The 16,030-nt window shown below is 46.8% G+C and carries 15 protein-coding genes; 10 read left to right on the plus strand and 5 right to left on the minus strand.

The genetic code is table 11. The annotated features are described in order from the left end of the window. A complete protein-coding gene (locus JT717_RS07345) occupies positions 1–792 on the plus strand; it encodes an OBAP family protein (protein WP_205509549.1) in 792 nt (263 codons plus the stop codon). A 19-nt stretch (positions 793–811) separates the two neighbouring features. Here JT717_RS07345 and JT717_RS07350 read toward each other — a convergent pair whose 3' ends face one another. Then, on the minus strand, positions 812–1,675 hold the full coding sequence (locus tag JT717_RS07350) for a cyanophycinase (RefSeq protein ID WP_205509550.1): 864 nt from the start codon (positions 1,673–1,675) through the stop codon (positions 812–814). A gap of 106 nt (positions 1,676–1,781) precedes the next feature. Here JT717_RS07350 and JT717_RS07355 point away from each other — a divergent pair, with 106 nt between their 5' ends. Then, positions 1,782–2,696, plus strand: coding sequence for an isoaspartyl peptidase/L-asparaginase family protein (locus JT717_RS07355; protein WP_205509551.1), 915 nt, complete (start codon positions 1,782–1,784; stop codon positions 2,694–2,696). 180 nt (positions 2,697–2,876) lie between these two features. Then, positions 2,877–5,507, plus strand: a complete 2,631-nt coding sequence (gene cphA, locus JT717_RS07360; protein ID WP_205509552.1) for a cyanophycin synthetase — start codon at positions 2,877–2,879, stop codon at positions 5,505–5,507. A 24-nt stretch (positions 5,508–5,531) separates the two neighbouring features. Here cphA and JT717_RS07365 read toward each other — a convergent pair whose 3' ends face one another. The 3 genes from JT717_RS07365 to JT717_RS07375 form a co-directional block, all read right to left on the minus strand. Then, a complete protein-coding gene (locus JT717_RS07365; protein WP_205509553.1) occupies positions 5,532–6,437 on the minus strand; it encodes a cyanophycinase in 906 nt (301 codons plus the stop codon). 72 nt (positions 6,438–6,509) lie between these two features. After that, entirely contained in the window at positions 6,510–7,103 is a 594-nt protein-coding gene (locus JT717_RS07370; RefSeq protein ID WP_205509554.1) for a YciE/YciF ferroxidase family protein, read from the minus strand. Between the two features lie 85 nt (positions 7,104–7,188). Continuing rightward, positions 7,189–8,187: a Gfo/Idh/MocA family protein gene (locus tag JT717_RS07375; RefSeq protein ID WP_205509555.1), complete on the minus strand. Its 999-nt coding sequence runs from the start codon at positions 8,185–8,187 to the stop codon at positions 7,189–7,191. 177 nt (positions 8,188–8,364) lie between these two features. On the opposite strand from JT717_RS07375, the gene JT717_RS07380 reads away from it, so the two are divergent. The 6 genes from JT717_RS07380 (at position 8,365) to JT717_RS07405 (ending at position 12,649) form a co-directional block, all read left to right on the plus strand. Beyond that, complete coding sequence (locus JT717_RS07380; protein WP_205509556.1) at positions 8,365–9,084, plus strand: DUF421 domain-containing protein; 720 nt, start codon at positions 8,365–8,367, stop codon at positions 9,082–9,084. A 15-nt stretch (positions 9,085–9,099) separates the two neighbouring features. Beyond that, entirely contained in the window at positions 9,100–9,795 is a 696-nt protein-coding gene (locus tag JT717_RS07385) for a DUF421 domain-containing protein (RefSeq protein WP_205509557.1), read from the plus strand. Positions 9,796–9,902: 107 nt separating this feature from the next. After that, entirely contained in the window at positions 9,903–10,424 is a 522-nt protein-coding gene (locus JT717_RS07390; RefSeq protein WP_205509558.1) for a DUF4142 domain-containing protein, read from the plus strand. Positions 10,425–10,674: 250 nt separating this feature from the next. Then, positions 10,675–11,661 carry a manganese catalase family protein gene (locus JT717_RS07395; RefSeq protein WP_205509559.1) on the plus strand — a complete coding sequence of 329 codons (987 nt, stop codon included), beginning with the start codon at positions 10,675–10,677 and terminating at the stop codon, positions 11,659–11,661. 5 nt (positions 11,662–11,666) lie between these two features. Continuing rightward, positions 11,667–12,362, plus strand: a complete 696-nt coding sequence (locus tag JT717_RS07400) for a DsbA family oxidoreductase (RefSeq protein ID WP_205509560.1) — start codon at positions 11,667–11,669, stop codon at positions 12,360–12,362. A 5-nt stretch (positions 12,363–12,367) separates the two neighbouring features. Continuing rightward, on the plus strand, positions 12,368–12,649 hold the full coding sequence (locus tag JT717_RS07405; RefSeq protein WP_205509561.1) for a hypothetical protein: 282 nt from the start codon (positions 12,368–12,370) through the stop codon (positions 12,647–12,649). 80 nt (positions 12,650–12,729) lie between these two features. Here JT717_RS07405 and otsB read toward each other — a convergent pair whose 3' ends face one another. Next, on the minus strand, positions 12,730–13,500 hold the full coding sequence (otsB, locus tag JT717_RS07410; protein WP_205509562.1) for a trehalose-phosphatase: 771 nt from the start codon (positions 13,498–13,500) through the stop codon (positions 12,730–12,732). A 279-nt stretch (positions 13,501–13,779) separates the two neighbouring features. Here otsB and JT717_RS07415 point away from each other — a divergent pair, with 279 nt between their 5' ends. Further along, positions 13,780–16,008, plus strand: a complete 2,229-nt coding sequence (locus tag JT717_RS07415) for a trehalose-6-phosphate synthase (protein WP_205509563.1) — start codon at positions 13,780–13,782, stop codon at positions 16,006–16,008. Positions 16,009–16,030 lie beyond the last annotated feature (22 nt).

Here is a 16,030-nt window from a genome sequence, read left to right on the forward strand (position 1 = left end):
ATGAAGAATATCCATGTTACCATCCTGATCTTTAACTTCTTTTTAATGGGCGTTTTGCTTTCCTGTGGTGGCAGGAACACGGGTTCGAATGTAGAGGCGCCGGGCGCTGACAAAAATGTTAAATCAGAATCCCTGGAAGCAGGCGCCGATCTGCTGCAAAACAAAACGCCTTTGTCGAAGATCAATGTGTATCTCGACGGCTTTCATTTTTACAATGGCAATATCAATGCACAAATGGAAGCGCATCATTATGTGTCACAGATCAATGAAGATCTGTACCAGGCGATCATGTATGACGGCAATGGACCCGATGCAAAGATCATGGGCGTAGAGTATATCGTTTCCGAGAAGCTGTTCAAAACACTTCCCGAAGAAGAAAAGAAATTATGGCATTCACATCACCATGAGGTAAAATCGGGTACGCTGGTGGCGCCCGGTATACCGCAGCTGGCAGAGCATGAATTGATGGAGAAACTTGTTTCCACCTATGGGAAAATAATCCATACCTGGCATACCGACCAAAACCGCACCTTGCCGGTGGGCGCACCGATGATCATGATGGGATTCACTAAAGACGGCCAGCTGAAACAGCAACTGATCGAGGACCGGGATAAACGCTTCAATATTTCAACGGCTGAAAGGAAAAAAGACCGCGCAAATATCCCGGTGCCCGCCATAGATCCTATGGCCAATGCCTGGGAAAAGGGTGAGATAAGGCAGTTGGTCATTACTGATAAAGCAGATAGCGCGCTTCACAAACACCAGGGCGTAATGAAGAAAGAACCCAGATAACTTATAAGGCTTATGGTGGTTATTGTTTGCCGGGCCGCACAGGTTCATGCGTGATCAGATCATATTTTTCTCCCTGCGAGAGAATATGAACTACAATGTTCTCAACCGAAATCGGCATTCTTTCACTGATGTCTATAAGGTTTGTATAGGTAATGTTTTTACCATCTAAAATAGTGATGATACCTGAACCGATGACTTCCAGATAATGGCCTCCGGTAATGATCATTCCCGTGTCTTCTGCGAGGCCGATGCCTAAGATACCCGGTTGAACGGCAACTGCCTGCGCCAGGCGGTTAAAGCGGCCCCTTTTCTCAAAATGCGTGTCGATAATAACATTTGAAATGAATTCGAAGCCGGTGCTGAACTTTATTTCTCCTTTTAAATGTGCTTTGATAGCGTTGCCATCATAGATCATGGTTCCGCCCATAGCCATGGCGCCTGCACTTGTACCGGCTACTACAATGCGTTCTTCCTGGTAACGTCTTTTGATGCAGGCCAGCAATTCGGTACCACCAAGAATGGATGTCAATCGTAGTTGATCGCCGCCGGTAAAAATGATGCAATTACAGGCTTCGATCCTTTCCAGGTGTTCTTCCGTGTCTACCTGGTCGCGGTGCGTAATAAAAAGATGGCCCATATTGTCACAACCTAGTTTTCCAAAAGCCTTGCAATAGGTTTCCTCCATCTTTTCGGGGAAAGAAGAAGCAGTGGTGATCAATTCGATCCTGGGGCTGCCCACTTGTTCTACCAGCTTAACGATCTGCCGCAAAATGCCTGCTTCAAAAAAGTCGAACCTTGCTTTTTCCGAGGCCGTTTTTATATAATCAATGCCCTTATCCTCAGCACCTCCGATGGGCACGAGAAAACCCTTTACGTCAATCATCCTTGTATGTATTAAAAATGGTCACAATCATGGTTACCAGTATACAACACTACAACCATGGCAAAGTTATTGAACGACTACCTCAATACCGTTAAATTATATGTATATGAATGATCTGTTTGCTATAGCCATTCATGGCGGCGCCGGCACCCTCAGCAGGGAACGCTTTTCAACAAGTGTACGTCAACAATATGAAAATGCGTTGCAGCAGGCGCTGCAGGCTGGTTTACATGTCCTGCAAAACGGGGGCCGCAGTTTGGATGCTGTGGAGGCCAGTGTTATAGCATTGGAGGATTGTCCGCTTTTTAATGCAGGCTGCGGGGCCGTTTTCGATGCCTTGGGCGGGCATTCAATGGATGCAGCCATCATGAACGGAAGCACGCTGGAAGCAGGTGCGGTGGCTGGTATCAGTGGTTTCAAAAATCCCATCCGGGTGGCCAGGGCTGTAATGGAAAAAAGCAGGTATGTGTTCCTTAGTGGCCAGGGAGCCAGTGATTTTGCCCGGGAACATGGATGTGCCGAAGCCGCAGCCGATTATTTTTATACCGAGTTCCGTTATAATGAATGGAAGCAAGTGCAGGAGAAAGAACAGCAAAATATAGTGGAAAAAAGATTCGGAACGGTAGGTGCTGTAGCGTTAGACCGGGATGGTACCCTGGCTGCTGCTACCAGTACCGGTGGCCTCACCAATAAGAAATACGGCAGGGTGGGCGATAGCCCGGTGATCGGCAGCGGCACCTATGCAAATAACAATAGCTGTGCAGTGTCCTGTACGGGCGACGGAGAACAGTTCATTCAGGCGGTAACCGCTTACGATATTTCCTGCCAGTTAGAATATAAACAACTAACGTTGCAGGATGCCTGTGTTCATACAATGGAAAGGCTCGGCAGCATAAAAGGCAGCGGTGGGCTGATCGCCGTTGACCGGTTCGGGAACATACAAATGCCATTCAATACCGAAGGCATGTACAGGGCTTGCGCCTCGTCCAATGCACCCACTCAGGTAAAAATATTCGATTAGTGTAGAAAAGCTTTCGCCATCGAAATCGTTTTCCGGAGCGGTTCCCCAGCCAGACACAGGGTGATATATTATTATAGCCATGTAATGCCGTTCCGGCAAAAGTTTCATGCTTTCAGGTGGTATAAGAATTTTATTGGTAACCACAAATTCAAATAACCCTGACAACAAATTGGCATCCATATGAAAGTAATTGACATCAAAGCAACACAGGGACCAAATTACTGGTCGGTGCGAAGAAAAGAGCTTATTGTGATGTTGCTTGATCTGGAAGAAATGGAAGATCAGCCAACGAACCTTATTCCCGGCTTTTACGACAGGTTGGTCACATTAATGCCTTCCCTGCAGGAACACCGGTGTTCAAAAGGCGTGAAAGGCGGATTTTTTAAGCGGGTACAGGAAGGCACCTGGATGGGACATGTGATTGAGCATATTGCATTGGAGCTGCAAAACCTTGCCGGCATGAAAACCGGTTTCGGGCGTACCCGGGATGCAGGTCAAAGAGGGTTATACCATATTGTATTCGCTTACGAAGATCTGGAGTCAGGAAAATACAGCGCCGAGGCGGCCGTACGGATCGCAGAAGCGCTCATTAAAGGCATGCCTTATAACATCCAGCAGGACGTGAACGCCATCAAGGAGCTGGCAGCCAAACGACATGCAGGTCCCAGCACTTCTGCCATCCTGCAGGAAGCGGTCAAAAGAAATATTCCTGTGATCCGGCACAATGACGATTCGTTCATTCAATTGGGTTATGGTTGCGAACAACAAAGGATCCAGGCTACCATCGCTTCCACTACCAGTTGTTTGGCGGTAGACATTGCAGGCGATAAAAGTGCCACGAAAGAATTATTGCAATCGAATTACATACCGGTACCGGAAGGTAGGACCCTTACCCACGAAGCAGAGCTGCTGCCGGTCATCGAGCAGATAGGCTATCCAGTGGTTATTAAACCATTAAATGGGAACCAGGGCAAGGGCGCTACCACCAACATCAGAAATTACAATGATGCGCTTGCTGCCTTCAGGCTGGCCAAAGAATTCGGGCCAAACCTGATCTGCGAAAAACATATCAGCGGTTCAGATTACCGCATCCTGGTCATAAACTACCGGTTCTGCGCAGCAGCGCTTCGTACGCCGGCCTCGGTTACCGGCGATGGGATCCATACTATCCGGGAACTGATCGACCTGGAAAATGAAGACCCCCGCAGAGGCAACGACCATGAAAATGTGCTTACCAGGATCAGGATCGATGAAGGAACGGTGGAGTTGATAAATAAACAGGGCTATAGCCTGGACGGCGTGCCTGCAAAGAATGACTATATACTGTTGAAAACAACGGCCAACCTCAGTACCGGAGGTACAGCAGAAGATGTAACAGGCGACGTACATCCTCACAATATTGCTTTGTTCGAGCGCATAGCCAGGTTGGTAGGCCTTAATATTTGCGGGATCGATATCATGGCGACTGATATAAGTGTTCCCATAACAGATACAGGCGGCGCGGTACTGGAAGTGAATGCAGCGCCAGGTTTCCGCATGCATATATCACCGTCGAAAGGCCAGCCGCAAAATGTAGGTAAAGCGGTCATTGATATGTTATTCCCGCAGCAGAAAGATGGCCGTATTCCTATTATGGCGGTTACAGGCACGAATGGCAAAACAACCACGACCAGGCTCCTGGCCCATATTACAAAGCAGGCGGGCTACAAAGTAGGTTTTACAACAACAGACGGTGTTTATATTCACGATCAAATGATCCTCAAAGGCGATTGTACCGGGCCGGAATCTGCAAAAACAGTATTGAAAGATCCCGGTGTGAACATGGCTGTGCTGGAGTGCGCCCGCGGTGGTATTTTACGTGCCGGCCTGGGTTTTGACCAATGTGATATTGCGATCGTTACCAATATTGCAGAAGATCACCTGGGTTTACAGGGCATCGATTCGCTTGAAAAACTGGCCAGGGTGAAATCGGTCGTGCCCGAATCGGTACATGCCGGTGGTTATGCGATCCTGAATGCAGATGACGAGCTGGTGTACAAAATGAGGGAAAGACTACACTGTAAACTGGCCTATTTTACCATGAACCCTGATAATATGCGGGTGCAGCAACATTTGCTGCAGGGCGGACTGGCAGCGGTGTATGAGAATGGTTTTATTACGATCAGGAAGGGGCAGCTGGTGCCCCTGGTCATTACAGCGAAAGACATACCGATCACTTTTTCCGGAGCCGCCGAATTCAATATCAGTAATATTTTGCCGGCCGCACTGGCTGCTTATATCCAGGGCGTTTCCGCCCGGTGTATTGAGGCAGCACTGATCTCATTTATCCCATGCCCTGAAACTATACCAGGCAGAATGAATGTATTTGATTTCAATTATTTCAAACTGATCGTTGATTACGCGCATAACAGCCATGGAGTGAAAGCCATTGCGTCTTTTATCAGGTCGCTGCAGGCATCCACGAAGATAGGCGTCATAGCAGGTATCGGCGACCGAAGAGATGAAGATATCACTTCATTAGGGGCCGAAGCAGCGGCTATTTTTGATGAATTGATCATCAGGCACGATGATGATCTGCGTGGCCGGGATCCGCAGGAGATCGATCAGTTGATCTGCAAGGGTATACACAAAGTGGCTCCCGGAAAAAAGATCACGATCGTTTCCAGTGAACTAAAGGCCGTTGAAGTAGCCATTAAGAATGCCGTTGAAAATTCAATAACGGTGTTCTTTGCCGACAATATAAAAGCGGTGATCGGCCAGATCCGGCAATTCCTTTCGCCGGAGATGCCGCAGGCCAGGGCGGTGGCATAAACTATTTACATTATTATTGGGAGATCATTTATGGGGCGGGTTTACCTGGGGGATCTTGTAGGTATCTTTCCTGCCCAGCATATGCACTTTGAGATCGCGGATAGCAACCGCTTTTCTGTCTGAGAACTCGGTGATGTTCGATTCGGTGATCTCAGATCCGTCTATGATGATCACGGTGCCACTTCCTATCACTTCCATCTCCACACCATTACGGATAATTATGGCTGTATCTTCTTCAATACCGATACCTATGCTTGTAGGATTGGTCACTATTACCTGCGCCATTCTTACAAAGCGGCCCCGGTGCACGAAATGGGTGTCGATGCAAACATCTTTCAGAAACTCCAGCCCGGTAGTGATCTTGATCTCGCCGCTGATCTGTTCCACGTCCTTGTTACCGGCATAGATCATGGGAGTGGAAAGGGCCATGGCGCCAGCGCTCGATCCGGCTATTACAAGGGGATCGTTTATGTATCGCAGTTTCATGGCTGTAAGAAAAGGGGTGCCTCCATATACAGTAGTGATCTTAAGCTGGTCGCCCCCGGTAAAGAAAAATGCATCCGCCTCCTGGACCCTTTCTGCAAGGCCGTCGGTTAACGCATCTTTTCTTGAATTATGATGGATATGTCGAACTTGCGATATGTTAAGCTCTTTGAACAGCTTTTGGTATTGTTTGAAGGATTCTTCACCTTCACTGCTAGATGTAGTGATCACTTCAACGACCGGATTTTTTTTTCTGATATAACTTGCAAATGATTTTAAGACCTCCAGCGGGATAACATTTTCTGGTTGGCCTTCGGTATCTGGTTGCTCGCCTTTATTTTCTTTTCCTCCGATGATCACAAGTATTCCCTTGGGAACAGGGCATTCCTGCTGCTGTTTTTTTTCGGTTATCTGGTCTGTCATAGCAGATCTCGATGCAAATGTCATTCCTTCCGGTTCATAAATAAAAAAAGGATAGCTAAACTATCCTTTTATTCGATGCTTATAGCTGGTATATTACTATTCATCTTCCTCTTCTTCTTCTTCCGTTTCCTGTTCCGCTTCCCAGTTGATATTATTCTCTGCGATGCCGGTCAGGAGCTGGTCTGTCTCTTTTTCCTCTTCCAAAGTTTGTTCCAGTACCTTCGCTGCATCTTCATAGCCGAGGGTATGGGCAAGTTGCACCAGGCTGCCATAAGTGGCAATTTCATAGTGTTCTACTTTCTGGCAGGAAACTATGATAGCAGCGTCGCGGGTCATACTGCCATCCTCTGTTTCTTCAAGCGCAGACTCCGCTTCCTTAACAAGACCTTCCATGGCTTCGCATTTTTTGGCCTGTGGTCTTTGTCCGATAATTTCAAATACTTCTTCCACCCGCGATACCTGTTCTTCCGTTTGGCCGATATGTTCTTCAATAGCCGATCTGAGTTCTTCGGTGGTAGCTTTTTTCATCAGCTTGGGAAGTGCTTTCATCAGCGCTTTTTCTGCCCAGTAAATATCCTTCAGGGAATGATGAAAGAATTTTTCCAGTTGACTGTTCCCGGCTCCGGCTCCGCTGGAGGTGGATGTTTTTTTCTTTGCCTTTTTTACAGGTTTAGATCTTGTCGTTGGCATAATATCGTTTTTTATATGATTAAATAGTTATGCTATGCTATGCTCGATACAAAGCGCATGCCACGGGGCTGCGTCGCTTTCCTGATCAACCGATCTCAATTCTTTGTCCGGTAGCCATTGCCTTGTAAATAGCTTGCAGGATTATAACATCCTGCCGGCCCATTTCACCGGGTACCGGGCTGGGGCGCTTGTCTTTGATGGCCTGCGCAAAATCATCCATTTGTTTAGCCTGTTGATTGATCTCCGGAAATTCCATTTTCCCTTGCGAGCTTTGCCCTTTAATGCCGCTGTATTCATAAGCCGGGCCCAGTTCTGCCCAGCCGTTTTCTGCTTCTGCCCGCAGTTTGTTCATTTCTTTTGAGTAGCTCGTAGTGCAGGCTGCTTTGATATTATCCGGAAATTCCATCACCCAGGAAAGTCCTTCTTCCACGCTCCTGAATTTTTCAGGATCCGTTTTGGCCGCTTCTTTTGCGGTAACTGCTATGGGTTCCATGCCGGTGGTATAACGGCAGCCCTGTACGCAGTAGATGCCCAGATCCATTAAAGGCCCGCCGCCTGCCAATGACTTATCGAGGCGCCAGCCCGATGTACCCTGTATACCATTCTCTGCAGTGATGCTTAGCCAATTGCCAAAAGGTTTCTCTTTTCCGAGGCGCATCATTTCCAGGTTATAGGGTTCAAAATGCAGGCGATAGCCAAGGGATAACATGACACCGGCTTCCTCGCAGGCGGTGATCATCTGATCGCATTCTTCCACGGTGATGGCCATAGGTTTTTCACAGATCACATGTTTGCCGGCCCTCGCTGCCCTGATCACATATTCGGCGTGCAGGGCGTTCGGCAATACGATATAAACGATATCGATATCCGGATTCTCTTTAATGGCATCGAAGCTTTTATAGTTGTAAATATTTTTATCAGGGATCTTGTATTTCCCTTTCCATTTGTCAACTTTACCCGGAGTGCCGGTAACGATTGCTGCCAGGTAACAATGGTTGGTTTCCTGCAAGGCAGGCGCCAGTTGCTTTTCACTATATTCTCCCAGTCCAACCAGCGCAATGCCCAATTTACCTTGTGCGTTCATAACATTTCATTTTATCCGTTCTTTAATAGTTGCAGTATTGCCATTTCTATACCACTGAGGTTTAAAATGCTTATGGAACGAAGCAGGAGCAGGTAGCAATTAAATACTCATTTTGGGATTCGTTGAACAGCCGCTGATAGGAATAAATTTTGCATGATTGTTAATCTCTTATGCACTTTGCGAAGTTATATTATGGAAAAAGAGGATATTCATTTAGACGATGTCTACCGCATTTTATTTGGTAACGCTCCTGTATTGTTCCTGGTAGAAATTATAATAAGGTCTGTTATTACATACATTATACTGCTTGCTGTTATTAAAGGTTTGGGCAAGCGAATGAGCGGCCAGCTCAGTTTCACCGAAATGGGGGTGATGCTGATGCTTGGCGCCATTGTATCATCTGCCATGCAAATTCCCGAGCGGGGCATCATCGAGGGTTGTTTTGTGCTGGTTTTGGTATTGATCATTCAACGTGTACTTACCAGGTTCATGTTCAAAAGCCCTAAACTGGAAGATAAGGTATTAGGGCAGATGTATGTGTTGGTGAAGGACGGCATCCTGCAAACAAATGAGCTTTCGAAAGAATATGTTTCCCGCAACCAGATCTTCAGCATTCTGCGTGCGAAGAATGTGATCAACCTGGGCATGGTGAAAAGGTTATACCTCGAAACCAGCGGAGCTTTTACCATGTATATGTATAATAAAGAAAGGCCCGGCTTATCGCTTTTGCCAAGGGAAGATGAGGACCTGTTCAATGCCCAGTACCTCGTCACCGATAAGAAGGTTTGTAATATCTGCGGGCAATTGTACGAACAAACAAAGGTGCCGGATGCATGCGGCAATTGTCACAGCAAAGAGTTTGTACAACCTGTTTCGGGAAACAGCTTACATAAATAATGCAATTCTACAATCATGGAAAAAGACGAGATCCGTTTAGACGATTTTTACCGGATTTTCATAGGGCAGGTGCCGCCTGAATTTTATATCGAGCTGATCATAAGAACCGTGTGTATATATGCCATTATCATGTTTGGTATGAAGTACATGGGCAAACGTATTGCCGGCGATCTCAGCAGGAGTGAGCTGGCTGCCCTTTCAACCCTGGCTTCTGCAACGGGCCTGGTATTGCTTTCACCTGAAATGGGCCTTGTTTCTACAGTGATCGTACTGGGCGTTATATATCTTATACGCCTGTTTGTGCTCAAAAGAAGTTATTCCAGTAAAGGTTTTGAAGAAGCCACGGAAGGAAAAAGAAGTACATTGATCATGGACGGAGAGATGCAATGGCAGGAAATGGAAAAGGTGCGGATCAGCAAAGGACAACTGATGGCGCAGCTGCGGGAATTAGGGGTCGTACACCTGGGCGTAGTAAGGCGCTTTTGTATGGAAGCCAATGGCGCTTTTACATTAACAAGAGATCCAAATCCGCAGCCCGGCCTGCCGGCCATTCCTGAATGTGATACGGATTTTTTAAAGGAACAATCTTACGTACTTGAGATGAAAGTATGCAGTAATTGCGGACATCGCCAGCAAAAACAGGAAGCTTATTGTCCCTGCTGTAAAAGTGTGTTGTGGACCGCTCCGATAAAAGAAGCAGAAGAAAATTAAATGCAATCCATTCTTACGCTCACCATCGATATACAAACACCAAAAGCAAGCACATATTTTGCAGCAATTCAATATTCAATATTTATTCACCATTAAAATCGAGGAGTATGAAAAAGAGTTTTATAGGCATGTTGTGCCTGTTTGCAGTTGTAGGTTTTCTGGCGTGTGAGAAAGAGGATGACAGGGATAATGACCCGTCGAAATTTGACAGGGATTTTATTATCCAGGCGTCTTATGCGAACAATGCCGAAATAGCAGCCGGGGCAGTGGCTGCTGTAAAAGGCAGTGATACATCCGTTCGCAATTACGGAACACATATGGTAACTGACCATACCACGGCGCAGGCAGAACTGGAAACATTGGCCGACAAGTGGGGCATTGACACACCTGTTACCCCTGATTCCATGCACATTGTACTGGTACAAAGACTGAGCACCCTGCAGGGCCGTACATTCGACACGGCGTATATCAGGAGCCAGGTAATTGATCACATTGCAGCCATCGAGCTCTTTCAACGGGAAGCCACCGCTGGCGAGAACCGGAAACTGAGAGCATATGCAAACAAATACCTGCCGCATATCAGGATGCACAAAGTAAGAGCGGATAGTATTCTTGCCAGGTTGCAGTAATAAAGCAACAACCAGGAACTTGTTGTTGCAGTTGCTTCTCAATTTTGATCCACTCCCCCGGAAAAGTCGCAGGCATGATTTTTTCATACTGTGACCATACTGATCTCCTTCAGGCTTTTTTTAGCAGTCATACATAATGGAAAAATCATCTGGAAACAGGGCGCATTCGCCGGTTTCCCACGGGGCACGTACGCCGCCGGACTGCTTCTTCATGTTCAAGTTTTCCTGAAAAATATTAAAATGAATTTCTATGTTCTATCATGTAAAAGAATTACAATTCAATGCGCGGGTATCTAAACCTGATCCTGCATTTGCATCGCTTTTGCTCGAGCAATTCGGCGGTGCAAACGGTGAACTGGCGGCAGCGCTGCGCTATTTTGGCCAGGCATTTGGCGCCAGGAAACCATTCCCCGACAAATACGACGTACTCATGGATATTGCCACCGAAGAGTTCAGCCATCTTGAGATCGTAGGGGCTACCATTCAAATGTTGCTCACCGGTATAAACGGTGATCTGAAGAATGCGGCAGAACGATCAGAGATCATGCGATTACTCGATGGCAAGGCGGCCAAAGAACAGATGATACATGAAGGTATCGTAGCGCCGCAATTCCTGGTAGGCAGCGCCGGTACGCCTGCTTACACGAATTCACAGGGTGTACCCTGGACGGCGGCCTATATCAACGGCGACTGTACGGGCGACCTTACCGCTGATCTTCGCAGCGATATTGCTGCCGAGTCACGCGCCAAGATGGTGTATGAATATCTCCTGCAGTTTACCGACGATCCATATGTAAAAGAAACACTCACTTTCTTAATGACAAGGGAAGTAGCCCATTTCCAGATGTTTGAAGCAGCCCTGGAAAGCATCAAGCCTAATTTCCCGCCGGGTGTTTTACAAAGTGATCCGCGGTACAGCAACCTGTATTTCAACATGTCTACCGGTAATGATTTTTCAGGCCCCTGGAATAGCGGCGAAACAAGTGAAATGAGGGAGACCTACCAGTACATTGAAGATCCGATCAGGTACGTGATGGAGTCGCACGGTTTAAGCGGCCAGCAGCCACAGGGAACACACCGCACAATGGAAACAGTGGAACAGCTCGACCGCGACATGAGCGAGTTGCGCAGCAGGGAGATCAATATGGCAGCACCGATCAATGAAGAACAGCAATGGAATATGCCGGCCACCGGCGGCATGACCGGGATGTCAGGAACAGAAAAAGATACTATATAATTACTATGATAAGCTATAGCCAGGAAAATGCCTCTCCGGAATTACAAAGCGGACCTTCTATAGACATTGTCTATTATACAGATCCGCTTTGTTGCTGGAGCTGGGCATTGGAATCACAATTGACAAGAATGGAAAAAGAATGGCCGGGCACTATAAATTGGCGTTATTGTATGGGCGGATTATTGCCAGGCTGGGATCATTACGTTGATCATCAAAACAGCATTCAAAGGCCGGCGCAAATGGGACCGCTCTGGATGCATGCCAGTGAAGTAATGGATGTGCCGATTGCACATCGCATTTGGGTAGAGGATCCACCGGCATCATCTTATCCCGCCTGCATAGCGGTAAAATGTGCGGCATTGCAATCGGCTGAAACGGGCAGGTTATACTTGTATCACGTACGGAAAGCCGTTATGTTCCATGGATTGAACATTGCCCGGCAGGAAGTATTACTGCAGGTAGCCCGCTGTATCGCTGTTACGAACAAACAGTTTTCGCTGGCGCAATTTGAAGAAGACATGAAGAACGACCGGGGACTGGAAGCTTTTCGCGAGGATCTGAAAGAGGTGAAATACCGGGGTATCAGCCGCTTTCCTACACTGCTGATCAAACAGGCAGCGGCGTCCCGTGGCTTATTGGTAACCGGATTCAGGTCAGCGGACGACTTGTTGCATATTATCAACGAAGCAAATGGAAAATGATGCGTATGGAACAGATAATATCTATTGAGTTTGAATTTAAACAAAAGACCTATTTCGCGCTGGTGCGCATTAAAGAAAAAGGCGCCCACAATGAATACCATATCACTATCATGAATGGTGCACTGGAGCAAAAATTATACGGCAACCATATTTTCATTGAGGAAAACGGACGTTTTATAATAGACCCGGTGCCGGAAAAGGAAACCGGCCGCTTGCGGCTGGTAGTTGGACTTGCCTTATGCAAACATTATAATAAACCCTACTATTCAACGGGTAAAATGGTATAAAGCGAACAGGTCGATGGTTTCATGTAGTCTGCCGCTTTCTGTTTGAGGGCGGCAGATTTTTTTTGACAGGCTGCCAGCGCTTATGGGATATAACTGATGGCTTCCAGCAGCGACATTACCATCTGCGGCGTATATACATTGAACCGGGCAAAAGAATTGTCGATCCCCACCTTGATCGTATAGGTATTGGCAGTGCCCGAAAGAGCCCTGAACATGTCTTCATCCGTATAATCATCGCCAATGCTCAGGATGAAATCATAATTGTCTTTATTGAATAATTTTCCAATAGCGTTGCCTTTATTGATGCCGCTATGTTTTATCTCTATGATCTTATTGCCCCTGGAAACCTGGAGTTTTTTATTGAGTGCAAAATGGCTCAGGTGTTCATATAGTTTTTCCGCCTGCTTTTTGATCTGGTTATTACCCGCTTTCCGGTAATGCCATACAATGGAGAATTCTTTTTCTTCAATAAAAGTATGCTCGGCGGTAAGCACAAAAAGCTGCATGATCTCTTTAGCGCCTTCCTTCCAGCTGGTATCTGCATTTGGTTCTTTCAGCCAGTCTTTCTCTGTTTTATAGTAAGCGCCATGTTCCGCAATGATACTGATGTTCAGCCCGGCAAACCATTTATCGAACCACTGATGCGCTCTGCCACTTACGAGGCAGAGATCGTTTTTTACTGTATTCAGCCTTTCCAGCGTCTCTATCAAATGCTGTCCCGGCACAGCTTCCGACGGGTTTGGATAAAAGGGCACGAGGGTGCCATCATAATCGAGCAGGATCAATCTTCTGTTAGCTGCACCATACTTGTTTAAAAGGTCAAATTTTATGTTATAATCAAGAAATTCCACGTCGGCCATTTCCAATAAAAGTAAATTGTTAATGCATGCAACCGGCTAAAAACGCATTAGAAATGGATTAACTGTTCATTTGATCGCATCCGGCACCCGGCATTTGCGTTAAGTGCTTAACCCTGATATGTTTGTATTAGAAGGCTATTAGAAATGGCCGGGGGTGGCTACCCTCGGTAATTTCAGGTAACTTTGATTTGTTTCACTCATCACTGCTTATTGTTGAACATGGTTTGGCCTGATGAATTTTTCGAGTATCGTTCAGTCATAAAATAGTGTATGAAAATTAACTTAGCTTTAATCGCCTCCATCATCATCGGCATTGGGTTGGTTGCCTTTGGTTTCACTGCCTTTCAGATCGCGAGTGACCGGACGCAGCTGAAAAATGAATTGGAAAGCAAAACGGTTCGGGTCGCCGAAGATTTTTATAAAGCTTATTTTATCGGCCTGGAAAGCGGGGATAGTTTGGCTACCGCAAAAATTACCGACAGCCTCCTCGATCAGTACCGGTTTACAGGAATTAAGATCTACTTCAACCAGGATAGCATTATTTCGATCAGGGATTCAGCCAGATCACTGGCGGCATCTTCCCTGGATTTTATTGCCCAGGCCATTTCGGCAGATTCATCGATGGGGCGGCTGGTAAAAATGGATGGGCGCCGCTACTATGAATACGTGCGGCTTATTAAAAGGGTCGATCTGCCTGCGGCTGCCGTCGTTTATTATACAGATGCAGCGTACATCGAAAATATCCTGAACAGTATCTGGTTCCGGAATTTCTGGCGCTGGTTCTTCCAGGCGCTGGTGATCTCGGTAGTTACCCTTTTAATTGTCCGATGGGGTATTTTGTCCCCTATTAATAAGGTCATTGAATGGGCGCGGGCAGCCCGCTCGGGCGACCTGGAAACATTGCAAAAAAGGCCGTCCGTGCCTTTTCTGGAACCTTTGTACAAAGAGATCACAGGTATCGCCAAAGCAATGCAGGAAGCAAAAGCGGTAGCCCAGGAAGAAGCCAGGTTGAGAACGACGGCTGAATCGGTGTGGACACCCGAAAGATTGAATGAAGAGATGAAAGTGCTCCTGCAGAACAAGATGATGGTGGTCGTATCTAACCGGGAGCCCTATATGCATATCAGGGTGGGGAAGGAAATACAATGTATTGTGCCTGCCAGTGGAATGGTCACTGCTATGGAACCCATTCTGAAAGCATGTGGTGGTTTATGGATCGCCTCAGGCAGCGGAGATGCCGACAGGGAAACCGTTGACAAATATGATAAGGTGTCGGTTCCTCCTTATGAGAATAAATACACCCTACGGCGTGTATGGTTAAGCAAAGAGCAGGAAGATCATTTTTATTATGGTTTTTCCAACGAAGGCTTGTGGCCGCTTTGCCACATCGCCCATACGCGGCCGGTGTTCCGGCAGCTGGACTGGGAATATTATACGCAGGTGAATCAACTCTATGCGAAGGCGGTGCTCGAAGAGATAAAGAACGAAGAAGAGCCCTTTATCCTGGTGCAGGATTATCATTTTGCCCTTTTGCCTGCCTTTATCAAAAAAGAGCGGCCCGATGCGAAGGTGGCCATCTTCTGGCATATTCCCTGGCCTAACCCCGAATCATTCGGCATCTGTCCCTGGCAAAAAGAATTGTTGACAGGTATGCTGGGCGCCGACCTCATCGGTTTTCATACCCAATATCATTGCAATAATTTCCTGGAAACTGTCAATAATGCGCTCGAATCGCGGGTGATCTGGGAAAGCTTTTCAGTTAAGGTGGGAAACCATTTCACCATGGTTAAACCATTTCCCATCAGCATTGCCTTTACTTTAAAAGATTATGAAACCAGGATGGCCACACGGCTCAGTCCGGCAGAACTATTGAAGCAGCACGGGATCAATGCCGCGTATATGTGTATTGGCGTGGAGCGAATAGATTATACCAAAGGATTGATCGAAAAATTTTTGGCCATCGAAAGATTCCTCGATAAATATCCGAATTACCGCGAAAAGTTTACGCTGGTTCAGATCGGGGCGGTAAGCCGTTCGCTGTTGAAGACCTATGCAGATACGGTAAGTGCTGTTGAGAACGAGGTGAACCGGATCAACTGGAAATTCAAGACCAAGAACTGGCAACCGATCTTATTCCTGAAACGGCATCACAGCCACGAGGAAATAATGCCTTTTTACCGATCTGCCAATCTTTGTATGGTAACCTCCCTGCACGATGGGATGAACCTGGTGGCCAAGGAATTTATTGCGGCCCGCGATCAAAACGACGGAGTGCTGATCCTCAGCCGCTTTGCAGGCGCTTCGCATGAGCTGCCGGGCGCCTTGATCGTAAACCCATACGACACAGAGCAGATGGCTGACTCTATTAAACTGGCATTGGAAATGCCTAAGGAGCAGCAAACGCAAAAAATGAAGCAAATGCGCAGAATGATCATGAATCATAACGTGTATGCATGGGCTTCCGGCATTTTACGAACAATGGCTTCCATTCAGAATTGATCGTGTGCCAGTGGCAGGGGCG

The organism is Longitalea arenae (assembly GCF_016924755.1).
GTDB classification, from domain to species: domain Bacteria; phylum Bacteroidota; class Bacteroidia; order Chitinophagales; family Chitinophagaceae; genus Niastella; species Niastella arenae.